General features: G+C 64.3%; 9 protein-coding genes and 2 rRNA genes (1 of these 11 cut by a window edge). 1 reads left to right on the top strand and 10 read right to left on the bottom strand.

Annotated elements, in window-relative coordinates; genetic code table 11:
* Nucleotides 1–6: 6 nt before the first annotated feature.
* Nucleotides 7–1533 (bottom strand): CoA-acylating methylmalonate-semialdehyde dehydrogenase, encoded by a 1527-nt coding sequence (locus tag R9B85_RS08770; RefSeq protein ID WP_423770976.1) that lies wholly within the window; start codon nucleotides 1531–1533, stop codon nucleotides 7–9.
* 132 nt (nucleotides 1534–1665) lie between these two features.
* Between R9B85_RS08770 and R9B85_RS08775 the strand changes: the two genes are divergently transcribed.
* Nucleotides 1666–2616 (top strand): LysR family transcriptional regulator, encoded by a 951-nt coding sequence (locus tag R9B85_RS08775; RefSeq protein ID WP_025340665.1) that lies wholly within the window; start codon nucleotides 1666–1668, stop codon nucleotides 2614–2616.
* Between the two features lie 156 nt (nucleotides 2617–2772).
* On the opposite strand, the gene R9B85_RS08780 is transcribed toward R9B85_RS08775, so the two are convergent.
* From R9B85_RS08780 to R9B85_RS08820, 9 genes are all read right to left on the bottom strand, one after another.
* Nucleotides 2773–3024, bottom strand: a complete 252-nt coding sequence (locus R9B85_RS08780; RefSeq protein WP_112250090.1) for a DUF3077 domain-containing protein — start codon at nucleotides 3022–3024, stop codon at nucleotides 2773–2775.
* 874 nt (nucleotides 3025–3898) lie between these two features.
* Nucleotides 3899–4390: an OmpA family protein gene (locus tag R9B85_RS08785; protein ID WP_112250086.1), complete on the bottom strand. Its 492-nt coding sequence runs from the start codon at nucleotides 4388–4390 to the stop codon at nucleotides 3899–3901.
* Between the two features lie 4 nt (nucleotides 4391–4394).
* Nucleotides 4395–5666: a diguanylate cyclase domain-containing protein gene (locus tag R9B85_RS08790; RefSeq protein ID WP_423770977.1), complete on the bottom strand. Its 1272-nt coding sequence runs from the start codon at nucleotides 5664–5666 to the stop codon at nucleotides 4395–4397.
* Nucleotides 5663–6229, bottom strand: a complete 567-nt coding sequence (locus R9B85_RS08795) for a YfiR family protein (protein WP_423770978.1) — start codon at nucleotides 6227–6229, stop codon at nucleotides 5663–5665. The genes R9B85_RS08790 and R9B85_RS08795 overlap by 4 nt, the downstream gene beginning before the upstream one ends.
* 187 nt (nucleotides 6230–6416) lie before the next feature.
* Entirely contained in the window at nucleotides 6417–8492 is a 2076-nt protein-coding gene (gene recD / locus R9B85_RS08800; RefSeq protein ID WP_207879394.1) for an exodeoxyribonuclease V subunit alpha, read from the bottom strand.
* On the bottom strand, nucleotides 8489–12166 hold the full coding sequence (gene recB, locus R9B85_RS08805; RefSeq protein ID WP_207879396.1) for an exodeoxyribonuclease V subunit beta: 3678 nt from the start codon (nucleotides 12164–12166) through the stop codon (nucleotides 8489–8491). The genes recD and recB overlap by 4 nt, the downstream gene beginning before the upstream one ends.
* On the bottom strand, nucleotides 12163–15645 hold the full coding sequence (gene recC / locus R9B85_RS08810) for an exodeoxyribonuclease V subunit gamma (protein ID WP_207879398.1): 3483 nt from the start codon (nucleotides 15643–15645) through the stop codon (nucleotides 12163–12165). The genes recB and recC overlap by 4 nt, the downstream gene beginning before the upstream one ends.
* Nucleotides 15646–15925: 280 nt before the next feature.
* A 5S ribosomal RNA gene (gene rrf, locus R9B85_RS08815) occupies nucleotides 15926–16041 on the bottom strand.
* A gap of 144 nt (nucleotides 16042–16185) precedes the next feature.
* Nucleotides 16186–16671: ribosomal RNA gene (locus R9B85_RS08820) — 23S ribosomal RNA — on the bottom strand (it continues 2407 nt past the right edge of the window).

A 16671-nucleotide genomic window follows, 5' to 3' on the forward strand; every position in this document is an offset into this window, starting at 1 on the left:
GTCTCCTTAGCGCAGGCTGATGGTGGTGTTCACACCGTCGTTGACGCTGTCGTCATCGAACCAGCGGGCGGTGACGGTCTTGGTCTGAGTGTAGAACTGCACCACCTGCTTGCCGTACGGGCCGAGATCGCCGAGCTTGGAGCCACGCGAGCCGGTGAAGCTGAAGAACGGTACCGGGACCGGGATCGGAATGTTGATGCCGACCTGGCCGATGTCGATTTCGCTCTGGAACTTGCGTGCTGCCGCACCGCTTTGGGTGAACAGGCCGGTGCCGTTGCCGAACGGGTTGGCGTTGACCAGGGCGATGGCCTCGTCGAGGGTATCGACTTCCAGGGTCACCAGCACCGGGCCGAAGATTTCCTGGGTATACACCTGCATGTCGGTCTTCACGCCCGAGAACAGGGTCGGGCCAATGAAGTTGCCTTGCTCGTAGCCCGGCACCGTGACGTCACGGCCGTCGAGTTCCAGCTTGGCGCCTTCCTTGATGCCACTTTCGATCAGGCCCAGCACACGCTCCTTGGCGCGCTTGGAAACCACCGGGCCAACATCGGTGCCCGGCTCGCAACCGGCATTGACCTTGAGCTTGCTGGCCGCTTCCTTGATGTCTGGCAGCCATTCGCGGGCCTTGCCCACCAGCACCGCCACCGAGGTGGCCATGCAGCGCTGGCCTGCTGCGCCAAAGGCGGCACCGACCAGGGCGTTGACGGTTTGCGTGCGGTTGGCATCGGGCAGCACCACTGCATGGTTCTTGGCGCCCATCATCGACTGCACGCGCTTGCCGTGCTGGCTGCCCAGGTTGTACACGTGGGTGCCCACTTCGGTGGAGCCGACGAAGGAAATCGCCTTGATGTCCTGGTGGGTGCAAATGGCGTCCACCACCTGCTTGCCACCGTGCACCACGTTGAGCACGCCAGCCGGTACGCCGGCTTCCAGCGCCAGCTCGACCAGCAGCATGGTCGACAGTGGGTCCTGCTCGGACGGCTTGAGCACGAAGGTGTTGCCGCAGACGATGGCCATGGGGAACATCCACAGCGGGATCATTGCCGGGAAGTTGAACGGGGTAATGCCGGCGCACACGCCGATAGGCTGGCGCAGGGTGTAGGTATCGACGCCGCCAGCGACGTTTTCGGCGAATTCGCCCATCTGCAGGGTGCCGATGGACGCAGCGTGCTCGACCACTTCCAGGCCGCGGAAGATATCGCCTTCGGCGTCGGCCAGGGTCTTGCCCTGTTCGGCACTGAGGACCTGGGCGATGCGTTTGGTGTTTTCGCGGATCAGCGCCTGCAGCTTGAGCATGATGCGCATGCGCGCGCCGATCGGCGTGTTACGCCAGGTCTGGAAGGCGCGGTGGGCAGCGGCCACGGCCGCGTCGACTTCCTCTACCGTGGCGAACGGTACGCGCGCCAGCACCTCTTGGGTGGCCGGGTTGACGATGTCGCGCCATTCGGTGGTGCTGGACTCGACCCATTGGCCGTCGATCAGCAGTTTGACCTGTTCGATTTTGGTCTGGGCAGGGGATTGCGGTGCGTTCATCTGCGTTCTCCTTGGAATTATTGTCGGGACGAGATCGCCATTGCCGGGCAAACGCGAGGTGGCGTCCTGAGGCTTGTTTCGAGTATAGATGTGCAAACATCCAACAAGAACGCACAAAAAAACCGGATCATCATGCAAAAAGACCTCACATCCCTGAGCGCGCTCAACTGGGACGATTTGAAGTTCTTCCTCGAAGTGGCCCGTACCCGCAAGGCCAGCAGCGCCGCCAAGCGCCTGAGCGTGGACTACACCACCGTGTCGCGGCGCATCAGCTCGCTGGAGGGGGCGCTGGGCACCTTGCTGTTCGAGAAGTCCCGGACCAACGGCTTTGTCCTCACCGCCGAGGGCCAGCGCCTGCTGGGCTATGCCGAGTCGATCGAGAGCACGCTGCACATGGCCTGCGAGCAGGTGTCCGGGTCGGGCGTGGCGTTGTCGGGGCATGTGCGCATGGGCTGCACCGAAGGTTTCGGCAGCTTCTTCGTCACCCCGCAGCTAAGCCACTTCGTCGATGCCTATCCGGCGATTTCGGTGGATATCCTGCCGCTGCCGCACTTCATCAGCCTGTCCAAGCGCGAGGCGGACATCGTCATCGCCCTGGAGCGGCCGGAGCATGGGCCTTATGTGTGCTGCAAGCTGTGCGACTACCGCTTGCGGCTGTACGCGACCCAGGGCTACCTGGACAGCCACGCACCGATCAACCAGATCGCGGACCTGGCCAGGCACCCGTTCATCAGCTACGTGGACGACCTGGCGTTCAGTTCGGAGCTGCTGTACCTGGCCAACCTGATCCCCAGCGCCAGCGCGCATTTGCGCAGTACCAGCGTGATTGCGCAGTACACGGCAGCGTTACAGGGGCGTGGGCTGGCGATCTTGCCGTGCTTCCTGGCAGCGCAGGACCCGCGGCTGGTGACGGTGTTGCCGGAGGAGATCGAGGTGACACGGCAGTTCTGGATGTATTGCCGGGAGGATTTGCGCAAATTGAAGCGGATTACGCTGTTGTGGGATTACATTCGCGGGGTGACGGAGGCGAATGCGCCGTTGTTGATGGGTGAGACCCGGGAGATGCGGTTTGCTCAGGAATGATGGGGCTGCTCCGCAGCCCATCGCCGGCAAGCCAGCTCCCACAGGTACAGCGTAATCTCGGAGCCAGCACAGTACCTGTGGGAGCGGGCGTGCCCGCGAACACCGGCGCAGCCGGTGCCGGTCACTGAGCAAGGGCCGCGTCGCGGCCCTATCCCTTCAGCTCATTCTTCTGGACATCCCTAGCTCCATATCGTCAATCAACGCTTTTGCCATCTCACTGAGAATTCGTGCAGCACTACCTGCAATCCGGTCATTCTCCATCTCTGCCTCACTCGTGAGGTGACGAATACAGCCAAGCAACACAGATAACTGCGTGAAGGCATGATTGAAGGGAACGTTTGGCTGCAAGCGGAACAGGTCAAAAGTTTCTATTCCCGCGGTCGAGGATTTCCTTGGATCATCGCTCATATCATTGCTCCTTGATGCGGGTGCTAGTGTGATCTGTCAAAGCGTGGATCGCTCGACACAGAAGGCGAATATTCATGCCCATAGCATCCTGCATAAGCCCAGGACCGCTATCGATTAGTACGGTAGTGGTGTGATCCACTGTCAGGATCAGGGCGCGGAGCAGTTGGTCACATTCTTCGATACCCGGAGGATCTAGAAGTAAGAGATTGGGTGGGTCGAGTTGGAGAAGGGCTGAGGCGGGTGGATCAGGTACGAGCTTTTTCATGATGGAGCTCCCTTGAACAGACCAGGAACTGCCGCCCTCTTCGTCTCAAGGATTTGGGTGGCAGTCGTGCACGGTTTGAGACCCGGGACACATGAATACCGGCCAGGCCGAAGCCTGCCCGCGCACGACCGCCATGAAGCGGTGCCAACACATGTAGTCCGGGGGTCTCAAGCCCGGTCACCTGGAAAGGCGACCCAAGGACGTTATCTCAGGAGGGCTTCCCCGCCTATGTGGCGGCTTCTGACTGGCGTGTAGGATAATTCGCCATGTGAGGTGAACTGAAGCAATTGGCTTCAGGTTCGGAAATTTCTTACAGGCAGATGGCCCTGGCGAGGGCTGCGCCCTCGATCGCAGGCAAGCCAGCTCCCACAAAGGTCTGCGCTGGATTCAAGGCATGCGCTGTACCTGTAGGAGCGGCCTTGTGTCGCGAAAGGGCTGCAGAGCAGCCCCGGCAATTGTGCATCTGCGCTGAAGCACCGGGGGTAACACAGATAATGTGGGAGCGGGTTTACCCGCGAAGTAGACAACTCGGTGCATGGCACCGGCTTCGCCGGTGTTCGCGGGTGAACCCGCTCCCACAGAGATTTTGGATAGCCCGTGAGCAGGTGGTCAGTAGGAAGCCACCACGATGGACACACGCCGGTTCTCGGTACGCCCGGCGCTGGTGCGGTTGTCCGCCACCGGCTGGCTACTGCCAAGGCCGCGGGACTGGATGTTCTGCGCCTGCATGCCCACCTCGACCAGCGCCTTGGCCACGCTCTGCGCCCGGCGCTCGGACAACTGCTGGTTATACGCCGCCTTGCCCGACGCGTCGGCATGCCCATCCACCCGCACGCCCTGGATGCCAACGCCGAGCAGCGCCTTGCCAATGCGCTCGACAATCGCCTGGCTCTGGCTGTTGAGGCTGTCCAGGTCGCTGCCGAACAACACCTTGCCGGACAAATCGTAGGCCCAGCCTTCATCGGTCGGGGTAAAGCCTTCGCGCTTGAGCACGGCAATCTGTTCGGCGGTCAGGCCTTTGGGCGGAGCGCTCTGGCAGCCGGTCAGCGCCAGCACGGCAAGCAACAAGGCCCAAAGGGGGAAACGCAAACGCTGTATCACGGGGTCAACTCCTGTTCTTGACTTCGCTGGCGGACCGCTCCGTCTGCGCCACTTGCCAATGGCCACGGCGCTTGCGCTTGGCCTGGTACATCGCCGCATCGGCGGCATTCAGAAGGCTGGCGGGGTCGGCGCCGTCATCAGGGTAATAGGCAATGCCGACACTCAACGAGGTGGCGATACTGCGGCCACTGTCGAGCTGCACCGGCAGCTTCATGCTGGCAACGATCTTCTCGGCAACGTGCTCGGCGTCCTGACGCGAATGCAACGGCGTCAGCAGCACTGCGAACTCGTCGCCACCCAGGCGCGCCACCAGATCGTGCTCGCGCAGTTGGGCACGCACGCGGTCGGCCACGCTGATCAGCACTTCGTCGCCCACCGCATGGCCGAGGGTGTCGTTGATCTGCTTGAAGTGGTCGCTGTCGAGGAACAGCAGCGCCAGGTGATCTTGCTGCCGTTCTGCATTGCGCACACTGCGGCTCAGGCGCCCCTCGAAGAAGGCGCGGTTGGGCAGGCCGGTCAGGCTGTCGTGGCTGGCCTGGTGCGCCAGGGTCTGGTTTTCGCTCTGCAGGTGGCTTTGCCACACCTCCAGTTCGTCCAGCAGGGCGTTGAAGTCATTGCCCAGCTCGTTGAGCTCGGCAATCGGCGCTTCCGGCACGCGCCGGTCGAAACTGCGCTCGCGGCGGGCGGCGTGGGCGACACTGGCCAGGCCGCGAAGCGGGCGGACGATATCGCTGAGCAGACGTCGCGAAAGATATTGGGCAGCCAGAGCGCTGAGCACCGTGCAGAACAGGATGCCAGCCAGCCCGCTGAGCAGGAACAGCAACAGGCTACGGCCCTGGCCGACCAGTTCGATGCGCCCGACCTGCTGTTGCTGGTGCGTGATCGGCAGGTTGATTGGCTCATCCAGCAAGGCGGTGGCGACCTGGGCTTCCAGCCGCGCGAGCACGCCGGTATCGCTGCGCTGCCAATGCGCCAGTTGCTCGCCTTCGTTGTTGAAGACCTTGGCCTCGGCGACTTCCTCGGTACTGGCGATCAGCGCCAGCGATTCATTGGCCGCAGCGCTGTCGTCAAACACCACCGCCGCTTCCACGGTGTAGCTGATCGAGCGGGCGATCAGTTGCAGGTTGTCATTGGCGTAGACGCGCAGGGCGAGCACGCCCAGCAGGGTCAGGGATATGCCGGCCAGGCCCACAGCGAGCAAAGCGACGCTGAGGTGGCCACGGCCCAGCACCGAGCGCAGGGTCGGTCGCACGCCCCGTTTGCGGTTTGGTTTCATGGTTGCACCGCCCGCCGCCGCGACAACTGCAGCACGCTGGGGTGAATGCGTACGCCGGAGCGTGCCACCGAGTCGAGGTTGACTTCAAAGGCGACCTGCTGGTCGCTGACCCGCAAGCAGAACAGGCTGCCGACCGTGCACGGGTCGTCTGCCTCGCTGATGCTCAGCACCGGGTGGCCGCTGACGCGCTCGAACAACCGGTCGCGCTGGCCCTGGTCGAGCTTGCCGATGTAGATGGCGTCGCAGGCCTGGGCGACCTGGCTATCGTCTGCCAGCAGCCGCCGCACCTGCAGCGGCCGGCCGGACTCCTGCACATGGCCTTTGATCAGGTCATCGGCGTATTCGGTCGGGCCGACCAGGCACAGGCGCAACGGTGAGATTTCGACGGGCCAGCGGGCGTAGCTGAAGATGCCCAGCACCACCTGGGTGACGGCCTTGGCACGTTGCTGCACCTGGGCGGCAGTCATGGCGGGGTCTGCCTGGGCCGGGCCTGCGCAAAGGAACAGGGCGGCCAGCAATAGCGAAAGCGCACAGCTCGTCACTCGCCTTGCGGCCACGTTCATGTGGGGAATCTCTTGAGGCCCTTTCCGATATCGGCGCAACGATAGCACATGGCCGCATCACTGTAGGCATGAGCTGCTTTATGTATGGGGGTTGATGGCCCTATCGCCGGCAAGCCAGCTCCCACAGGGATTCCACAGCCGCTGTACCTGTGGGAGCTGGCTTGCCGGCGATAGGGCCTTCTCGGTCCTACACCTGCTCCAGCATCAACCCGGAAATACGCCGTACCTTGCGCGCGACCGCTTCTTCGAAAATACCCTGGCGAGGCTCGACCAGGCTGAAGCAGTGCTTGGCGCGGGTAATGCCGGTGTATATCAGCTCCTTGGTCAGCACCGGGTTGAGCGCATCCGGCAGCACCAGCGCAGTGTGGCTGAACTCCGAGCCCTGGGACTTGTGCACGGTCATGGCGAATACCGTTTCCACTTCGTTCAGGCGGCTGGGCAGGACGAAGCGCACGCCGCCACTGCCGTCGTTACGCGGGAAGGCCACGCGCAGCAAGGGTTCGCCGCGCTCATCCGGCAGGCGCAGGGCGATGCCGATGTCACCGTTCATCAGGCCCAGGCCGTAGTCGTTGCGGGTCACCAGCACCGGGCGCCCTTCGTACCAGGGCTGCTGGCTGTCGATCAGCCCGGCATTGTGCAGCACCCGGGCCACCCGCTCGTTGAGGCCTTCGACACCCCAGGCGCCGCGGCGTACCGCACACAGCAACTGGAAGTCCTCGAAGCTGTGCAGCACCTTGCCCGCCCATTGCTCCCACGCGGGGTCGTCAATGGCGGTATCGAGGGCCGGGCGGAAGCGCCCAAGGGTGCGCAGGTAACTGCGGTAACCCTGCGGACCGTCGCTGCCGCGGTTGAGTCCGTCGAGCAGCAGGCGGTCGAAGGCGCGATCCTGTTCGTGCTTCAGGGCCAGGCTGTGCACATCGGGAGGCGGCGCGGCCAGCAGGTTGCGCGCCGCATGGGAATCCTGGCGGTTGACCAGCCGGGCCAGCTGGCCAATGCCGCTGCCTTCGCCGAAACGCCGCGAGAAACGCAGCATCACCACCTGCTGGGCCAGCGGGTTGCGCTGCTCATCGCCAGCCTTGAGGCCGCTGCCCGCCAGCGACTCGCCACCGGTCTGCTCCAGCCATGCCTCGGTAGCCGGCGAGTAACAGCCCTCCTCGGCATCCCGGCACAGGTCGCCCAATACCGCGCCGGCCTCGACCGAGGCAAGCTGGTCCTTGTCGCCCAGCAGTACCAGGCGTGCCCGTGGCGGCAGGGCATCGAGCAGGTTGGCCATCATTTCCAGGTCGATCATCGACGCTTCGTCGACCACCAGCACGTCCAACGGCAGCGGGTTGCCGGCATGGTGGCGGAAGTGCCGCGAACCAGGGCGGCTGCCGAGCAAGCGGTGTACCGTGCTGACCTCGGTGGGGATCTGACCGCGCACCTCGGGGCTGACCTGCAGGCGCTCGACCTGCTGGCCGATGGATTCGGTCAGGCGCGCGGCCGCCTTGCCGGTCGGCGCGGCCAGGCGAATGCGCAGTGGCCTGCCCTGCTCCACCGCCGGCGCCTGCAGCAAGGCCAGCAGGCGGACCACGGTAGTCGTCTTACCGGTGCCGGGGCCGCCGGTGATGATGCTGAAACCGGCGCGGGTGGCCAGTGCACAGGCGAGCTTCTGCCAGTCCACCTGGCCAGCCGGCGCACCACCGTCGAACAGCTGCGCCAGACGGCCAGGCAGGTCGCCCGGCGGCGCTTCGACCTGGGACAGGCGCTGGCGTAGGGTATGGTCGATGCGCCGCTCGTAACTCCAGTAACGGCGCAGGTACAGGCGCTCGCCGCTGAGCACCAGAGGCCGCGCTTGCTGGCCCGGGGTATCACCGGCCGCCACCAGCGGGCTGGCGGCAATGCGCTGGCGCCAGGTGTGCAGGTCGAGGTTGGCCAGCAACTGCGAAGGCAGCAGCAAGGGGCCGGTCAAGGCATCGCCTTCAGGTGGCAACGACAGGGCGAAATCGGGCTCGGCCAGGGTTTGCTGCAGGTCGAGGCAGACATGGCCGTGGCCCAGTTGATGGCTGGCCAGGGCGGCGGCCAGCAACAACAGGGGGTCGCTACCGGGGGCTCGCTCTTCCAGGAAAGATACGAACGCACGGTCCAGGGCACGCAGCCAGCCTCGCTCCACCCAGCGGTCGAGCAGTTGCAGCAGGTCGCCGCTGTCATGCTGTGGCGCCAGTGCGAGCAGGTGCTCGGCGTGCAGCGGGGTGGGCAACAGGTCGACGAGGCTCCGGCTCATATCACGGCTCCAGCAAACAGGTCCTGCTGTACGGGCGGGTGCTCGCCACGGAACAGCGCATCGAGGCTTTCGATCAGCTCACGCGGTGGCTTGGCGTGGTAAACGCCGTGGCCGCTACTGCTGGCGCCTCGCAGGAAGATGAACAGGGCGCCGCCGACATGGCGGTCGTAGTCGTAGTCAGGCAGGCGGGCGCGCAACTGGCGATGCAGGGCCAGCAGGTACAGCACGTACTGCAGGTCGTAGCGATGTTCGAGGATGGCCTTTTCCATGGCCAGGGCATCGTAGGCCTGGATATCCGGCCCCAGCCAGTTGGATTTGTAGTCGGTCACGTAGTAACGCCCGTCCAGCTCGAAGGCCAGGTCGATGAAACCCTTGAACATGCCATTGAGCAAGGTCGGCTGTGCCGCCGGCCGCGCCAGGCCGCGGTGGGTGTGACGTACCACCAGGCGGTCGAGCTGTTCGGCATCGACCTGATGGCTGGCGAACCAGAACTCCATTTCGATCTGGTAGTGGCGCAACTGCCCGAGCGTCACGCCAAGGTCGCTGCCCGGTAACGGCAACGCTTCGCCCAGCAGGCGCTGCAGCCATTGGGTCAGGGTGGAGATCCAGCCGGTCCAGTCGCGACGATTGCAGCGCTGGCCAACGGTTCGCTCGATCAGCTGTGTATTGCTGCTGACCTGGCTGAAGCCCTCGCGGCCAACCCATTCCAGCAAGCCATGCAGAAAGGTGCCGGGGTTTGGCCCGCGCGGGAAGCGGTGGATGTCGCCACTGTCGGCCGGGACCTCGCGCAGCACCTGAGTATCGACCACTTCATCATCCAGTAACTGTTGGGCCTGGGAGCTGTCGGCACCGAGGGTCTGGTCGCCGACGCGCAGGGCACTGTACGAGGCAATCCACCAATGCTCGGCGCCCGCTGCGCGGCGCGGCTTGCGGGCAGGCAGCAGCTCACGCTCGGCGTGCGGCATGCGATACACCTGCTCATCTGCCGGCGGCAGGCCCGGGCAGCTGATGTGCGGGCACGTTGCAGCCAAGGCCTGCAACCAGTCCGTCAGTTGTTGCGAGCTCGGCAGGGCGAGGCCACCTCCCAGCAGGTAGCCGAACGCAGAGCGGTGCAGTTGCGAGCTCTTCTGGTTGCCCCGCTTGAGGTCGGCGACACCCAGCCAGCAGGCATGCTGGGCACGGGTCAGGGCCACATAGAGCAGGCGCAAGTCTTCGGCCAGGCGCTCATCGTCGGCGCGCTCGATCTGTTCCTGGTCTGGGGTGAGGGTGAGATGGGCGTTGCCCTGGCTATCATGCCAGGCCAGCGGCAGGCGGCTGCCGTCCACCGGTTTGCTGGTGCAGATGAACGGCAGGTAGACCAAGGGGTATTCCAGGCCCTTGGACTTGTGAATGGTCACCACCTTTACCAGTTGCTCATCACTCTCCAGCCGCAGTATCTGCTCTTCACCAGCCTGGCCGGAACGGGCCAGATGTTCGGCCAGGTGGCGGATCAGCGCCTGTTCGCCGTCCAGTTCACCAGCGGCCTGCTGCAACAGTTCGGCCAGGTGCAGCAGGTTGGTCAGCACCCGCTCGCCATCGCTGCGGCGGATCAGGGTACGCGGCAACTGGAAGTCATGCAGCAGGTGCCGAAGCATCGGCAGCACGCCCTGGCGCTGCCAAGTGTCGCGGTAACGGCGAAAGCGCATGACCCAGTCTTCCCAGACCCGCTCGTCCTGGTTCAGGCGGTCCAGCGCAGCCAGCGACAAATCGAGGGTGAGGCTGGCCAGGGCGGCCTTGAGCAGGCGCTCCGAATCGGGCTCGGCGCAGGCTTTGAGCCAGGCCAACAGGTCGTGGGCCTCCTGGGCGGCGAATACCGAGTCCTTGTCGGACAGATACACACTACGCACCTCGCGCGCGGCCAGTTCGGCGCGGATCATTTGCGCTTCATGGCCATCGCGCACCAGGATGGCGATGTCCGATGGCAGGCACGGGCGCAGTTCGCCCTCGGCATTCTGAAAACCCGCCGTGCCCTGTTGGCCACCATTAAGCAAGGCGACGATATGGCTGGCGCAACTGGCTGCCAGCTGCTGGCGGTATACGCTGCCGGAGACCGGCTCTTCGCTTTGCAGTTGCCAGCACTGCAGGGCTGCGCAAGCTTCACCATCGATCAACAGCTGCTCGCCACGGCCTTTGGCGCGCACCTCGATGAACGGCAGCGGGTTGTCATCGGCCTCGCGGAACAGGAATGCGCCGCGCCCTGCCTCCCGCGCCTCGGCCTGCAGGAACACCTGGTTGACCGCCGCGACCATGGCTTTGCTGGAGCGGTAGTTGGTGCCAAGGCTGTGCAGGCGACCACTGGTGGCACGGCGGGCGGCGAGGTAGGTGTAGATGTCGGCACCACGGAAGGCATAGATCGCCTGCTTGGGGTCGCCGATCATGAACAGGCCGGTTTCGGCGCGGTTTTCGCTGATCTGGTAGATGCGCTCGAAGATGCCGTACTGCACCGGGTCGGTGTCCTGGAACTCGTCGATCAACGCCACCGGGAACTGCTCGCGGATCAGGCTGGCCAGGCGCTCTCCGGCCTCGCTGGCCAAGGCGTGCTGCAGGCGCAGGAGCATGTCGTCGAAACCCATTTCCGCGCGCCGACGCTTCTCCACTTCGAAGCGCGCCGATACCCAGTTGGCGGCGTGCTCGAGCAACGAGGCATCCGGGCTGTCCAGAGCCTGCAACTGTTGCTGCAAGCTCTGCATGGCGTCGAGGGCCGGGTGCTCGGGTGGTGCGCCCTTCCAGGCTTCGGCCATACCCGCCGGAGTCAGGCGGGTGAAGCCGGTGCCCAGGTCGAGTTCCGCCAGTTGGTCGTCCGCGGCCCAGGCGCAAAGCTTGTCGAACCAGGGTTCGAAGTAACGAGCCTGCATCTTGCGGCCATCGACCTGTTTGGCGGCCAGCGCATCCCGGCAGATCTGCCGCAGTTCTTCGGCCCATTGCGCCCAAGGCGCCTTGAGCCGGGCCAGCTGCTCGCCACGCTGCTGCAGCGATGCCTTGATCAGTGCCGCAGGCTCTGGCCCGTCCTGCTGCGCGCGCACGCGACCGAACAGCGGGCGTATCCGCGGCAGCAAGGCATCGGGGCTGCCCCAGTGGGCGCGCACCCAGGCCAGCGCATCACCTTGCATGCCATAGCAGAAGCGTCGCCAGTAATCGCGCATGACCTGGCCCAACAACTCGCTGTGGTCGGTTTCCAGGGTCTGGGTGAACAGGCTGCCGCTGTCGAAGGCATGTTCGCGCAGCATGCGCTGGCACCAGCCGTGGATGGTCGATACCGCAGCCTCGTCCATCCACTGCACGGCGATTTCCAGGCGCCCGGCACAGCGTGGCCAGGCTTCTTCCGGGTAGTCGTCACGCAGCTGGTGCAGCAGCGGGTCCGCCGCCTCCAGCTCGCCACGGAAGAACCGCGCAGCTTCGGCCAGGCGGGCGCGGATACGTTCGCGCAGCTCTTTGGTGGCGGCGTCGGTGAAGGTCACCACGAGGATCTGCGGTGGCAGCAGCTCGCGATCGAAACCCTGCTCGCCGCCGTGACCGAGGATCAGGCGCAGGTAAAGCGCCGAAATGGTGAAGGTCTTGCCCGTGCCGGCGCTGGCCTCGATCAGCTGGCTGCCATGCAGGGGGAAACTCAGTGCCAGGGGACGGTCCTGGGTCATGCGCCTTTCTCCGGGTTGCCCAGGGTCTGCCACGGGGCGTTGAACAATGGGCGGTACAAGGCTTCGCACCAACCTTCGAAGGTTTCATCAGCGGTGAGTGCGGCGAAATCGCGATACTGTCGGGCCAGGGCGATGCTTTCACTGCGCTCGCCGAAGCTGGTGCGCTCGTCACCTTCGTACGCGCGGGCTGCAGCAGCCAGGGCTTTGTCGCTATCGTCCTGGGCCAGCCAGGCGAACGCGGTCTTGGCCGCGACCGGCAATGGCGCATTCATCGCCGCCTGGCGGGCTACCAGCAGGTCGCCCAGCAACTGCGCCGCCTGCGCTTGCGGCAGTGGCGCGAGCAGCAGAGTCAGATCGCTGGCCACCAGTGCGCTGTTGTAGGGGTAGCCCGCCGCGCAGGCCGCCAGGTGCGTGACCCAGGGCGCGATCAGGCGGTGCCACTTGAGGGCGTTACGCCCGGCACTGATAGTGTTGGGGACCGTGGTTATGCTGAGCAGGCTTTGGTCATCTGCCTGGAACACCCGCCCAAGCCAGCCTTCGAGGCAGTGCGAGCCGTGCTCGAAATGCACAGGCAATGCCCCCTCGACCAGTTGTGGCCAGCGTTGCAATAACTGGCGGTGGCGTTGCAGCAGGTCTGGCAGGGGTTCGATCAGCTCGCGCTGCAGCAGCTCGCCGAAGCCGGCCAGGGGCAGCACGCCGCAGGCCTGCAAGCGCCGGGCCTGGGCCTGCAGGGCCTGTTCGGCATTGTCCGGCTCGGCCAGCGCTGCACCCAGCAGGCTTTCACTGGCGCCGTACCGTTGCAGCGTATCGAGGACGAAGGGTTCCTCGTCCGGGGTCGGTGCTGCCAGCGCTTCGAAGTACACCTTCAGGCGCTGACTGAAGAAGTGCCGCACAGGGTGGCGCAGGAAATCACTCAACTGGGCCAGGCTCAAAGCCTCATCAGCATGATAAGGCGGCAGGCCGGGGTCACCCTGCTCCTCTTCGTGGCCTTGCTGGTGCAGTACCTGCCATTCGTGAGCAAAGCTGAACAGCGGGCTGTCTTTCTGGAAGTAACGTGGGCTGAAAGGTTGCAGCGGATGCTCCTGGGTCAGTGCGTGCAGCAGTTGCTCGCCCGGCTCTGCTGGCTGCCCCGGCTCCACAGTTGCCAGCTGCCAGCCGGCGGCAAGGTGGTCGCGCAACTGGCCGATCAGGACCGAGGCCGGGCGTTCGCTGTTGTCGCGGATGCTGCGCCCGACCCAGCTGACATACAGCTGGTCGCGGGCCGATAACAGCGCTTCGAGCAGCAGGTAGCGGTCATCCTCACGGCGCGAGCGGTCACCAGGGCGGTAGTCGCTGGCCATCAGGTCGAAGTCCAGCGGCTGCTGGGCGCGGGGATAATCGCCGTCGTTCATGCCCAGAAGGCAGACCACCCGGAACGGGATGGCGCGCATCGGCATGAGGGTACAGAAGTTGACCGAGCCGGCGAGGAAGCGCTGGGACAACTTGCCCTGGTCGAGGCCCGAGAGCCAGGCTTCGCGCACTACGGTCAGCGGCAATGGGTCTTGCAGACCGACGGCTTCGCACACTTCAAGCCAGCTGTCACGCAGATCCTGCAGCTGCATCAGCAGGAACTCGTCGCGCTCGCCTTCGGCCAGGAAAAACACTTGCAGCAAGGCATGCAGCCGCTCGCCCCACTGGCTGACAGTGGCAGGCTCGGACAAGGCCTGGCTGGCTACTTCGAGGGCGTCGAGCAATGCGACCAGCGGGCCGATCAGTGCCGCATCCAGGCCACCGATTTCATCGTAGGGTTCGATGCCGTCACAGGCCTCGCCCAAGCCTACGGCATAACCCAGCAGCATGCGCCGCAGGCCGAACCGCCAGCTGTTCTGTTCCAGCCCTGCGGGCAGGCCCAAGCTGGCCCGCTGCTCGGCATTGAGGCCCCAGCGGATGCCGGCCCCCTCGATCCAGCGGTGCAAGGTGGGCAGGTCGTTTTCACGAATGCCGAAACGGGCGCGGACTGCCGGCACGTCCAGCAGGTCGAGCACTTCGCTGACCGCGAAGCGGCTGTCCGGCAGTTTGAGCAGGTGCTCGAGAGCAATCAGCAAAGGTTCGCGGCCACGCTGGCCCTGGTCGGCCAGGGTGAACGGGATGTAGCGCGGATCGTTGCGCTGCAACTGGCCGAATACGGCGCGAATATGCGGCGCGTAGGTATCGATGGCCGGCAGCATGACGATCACATCACGTGGGCGCAGGGTTGGGTCGGCGCTGAACCGGGCCAGCAGCTGGTCGTGAAGGATCTCCACTTCACGTTGCGGGCTGTGGGCGATGTGGAAGCGGATCGAGCGGTCCTTCGCCGGCTCGACTGGTTGCCAACGCTCGCGGGTTTCGGCGAGCGGGCGCAGCTCGAGGATGTCGTCCTGCAACTGGCTGAGCAGCGTGGTGGGCGAGCCGTCACTGAACAGGTCAATGCGGCCGTCGCTGAATACGCCCTGGTAACTGCCAGGGTCATCGTAGCTGTCGAGGAGGTTGATGTAGTCGCGGCCTTGTTTACCCCAGGCAGCCAGCAAGGGGTGGGCATGCTGGTGCAGCGACTGGTCGTCCAGCTGCAAGGGCATGCCCTGCTTGCGTTGCTGGCGCTTGTACTGGTGGCGCAGCAGGTCCTTGTCGGCAACGATATCGGCCCAGTGGTGGCGGCAGGGGTTGTGCACACATAGCAGCACCTGGCTGAAGCGTGCCAGGCCCGCCAGTGCCTCAAGGGCCTGGGCTGGCAGCGAGGATATGCCAAATATGATCACCCGGGCCGGCAGACCGGCAGGTGCCTGCTCCAGGCTGTTGATCCGTTCGATGAAACGCTGATGTACCCCGGCGCGGCTTTGCTCCATGCCTTGCTCGCCAACATCATCCAGCAATGCACGCCACAGCTCGGCCTGCCAGCGGTTGCCCGCGGGCAGCGCCTTGCGCTCGCCGCGGGCGGTATTGAGGATATGCTCGCCAGCGGCCCAATCCTTGAGCCAGTCGGCGCGGTAGACCTGATACTGGTCGAACAGGTCGGCCAGGCGCTCGGCGAGCTGGTAGCGCTTGCGCAGGTCGCTGTCGTCGGTGAGGAAGCGCCGCAGCGGCTCGAAATGCGGGCGTTCGATCAGAGCCGGAAGCAGGCGCATCAGGCGCCAGGTCAGCGGTGCCTTGTCGAGCAGGGAGACTTCGGGAATTTCGTCGCGGCCCAGCACGCTGCGGTACAGCTGCCACATGAAGCTGCCTGGCAGTTGCACGTCGATGGCCGCAGCGATGCCGCAGCCGCCCTGGTCATCGTCCCGAGGGTCTTCGGCAAGGGCCAGCTTGAGCCATTGAGCGATGCCATTGCTTTGCACCAGGGCGATTTCGTTTTCCAGGGGCGCCAGGGGATAACGACGCATCCAGCTCACCACCAGGCTGCGCAGGTCGTCGAGGCGGTTGCCGTGGACGATCATGAAGCCGGGGTGGAGGTGAGTGGTGTTGGGCATCGGGAGGTCTCTGGCAGGCACTGGTGGCTGAGGGGGAACGATATCATGCGAATGCCTGAAAGGGCCGAGTGCCATCAGGCTGACGCGATTCCTGACTATTGCTGCGACTCCTGGGAGCGGCTTTAGCCGCGAAGCAGGCAGCGCGGTGGATGGCACCGGCTTTGCCGGTGTTCGCGGGTGAACCCGCTCCCACAGAGAAGGGTTGTGCAGGCCCCGAACTTTTGGGCCAGAAAGACAAAACCCCTACCTGCATGCGCAGATAGGGGTTTTGCGAAATGAATCTTGACGATGACCTACTCTCACATGGGGAAACCCCACACTACCATCGGCGATGCATCGTTTCACTACTGAGTTCGGGATGGGATCAGGTGGTTCCAATGCTCTATGGTCGTCAAGAAATTCTGTTGCCAGAATGTCCAGATGGACAGCCCAGCGAATTCGGATATGCGATATTTGTGGTGCTTTTGTGAGCAGTGCGAACTTTCGGTTCGTTTCGTCTTCACCACCGCAATCTGCGTCAGCAAATTGCTTGGGTGTTATATGGTCAAGCCTCACGGGCAATTAGTATTGGTTAGCTCAACGCCTCACAGCGCTTACACACCCAACCTATCAACGTCGTAGTCTTCGACGGCCCTTCAGGGGATTCAAGATCCCAGTGAGATCTCATCTTGAGGCAAGTTTCCCGCTTAGATGCTTTCAGCGGTTATCTCTTCCGAACATAGCTACCCGGCAATGCCACTGGCGTGACAACCGGAACACCAGAGGTTCGTCCACTCCGGTCCTCTCGTACTAGGAGCAGCCCCTCTCAAATCTCAAACGTCCACGGCAGATAGGGACCGAACTGTCTCACGACGTTCTAAACCCAGCTCGCGTACCACTTTAAATGGCGAACAGCCATACCCTTGGGACCGGCTTCAGCCCCAGGATGTGATGAGCCGACATCGAGGTGCCAAACACCGCCGTCGATATGAACTCTTGGGCGGTATCAGCCTGTTATCCCCGGAGTACCTTTTATCCGTTGAGCGA

This window comes from Pseudomonas sp. NLJ1 (assembly GCF_049486705.1).
Classification (GTDB): Bacteria; Pseudomonadota; Gammaproteobacteria; order Pseudomonadales; family Pseudomonadaceae; genus Aquipseudomonas; species Aquipseudomonas inefficax.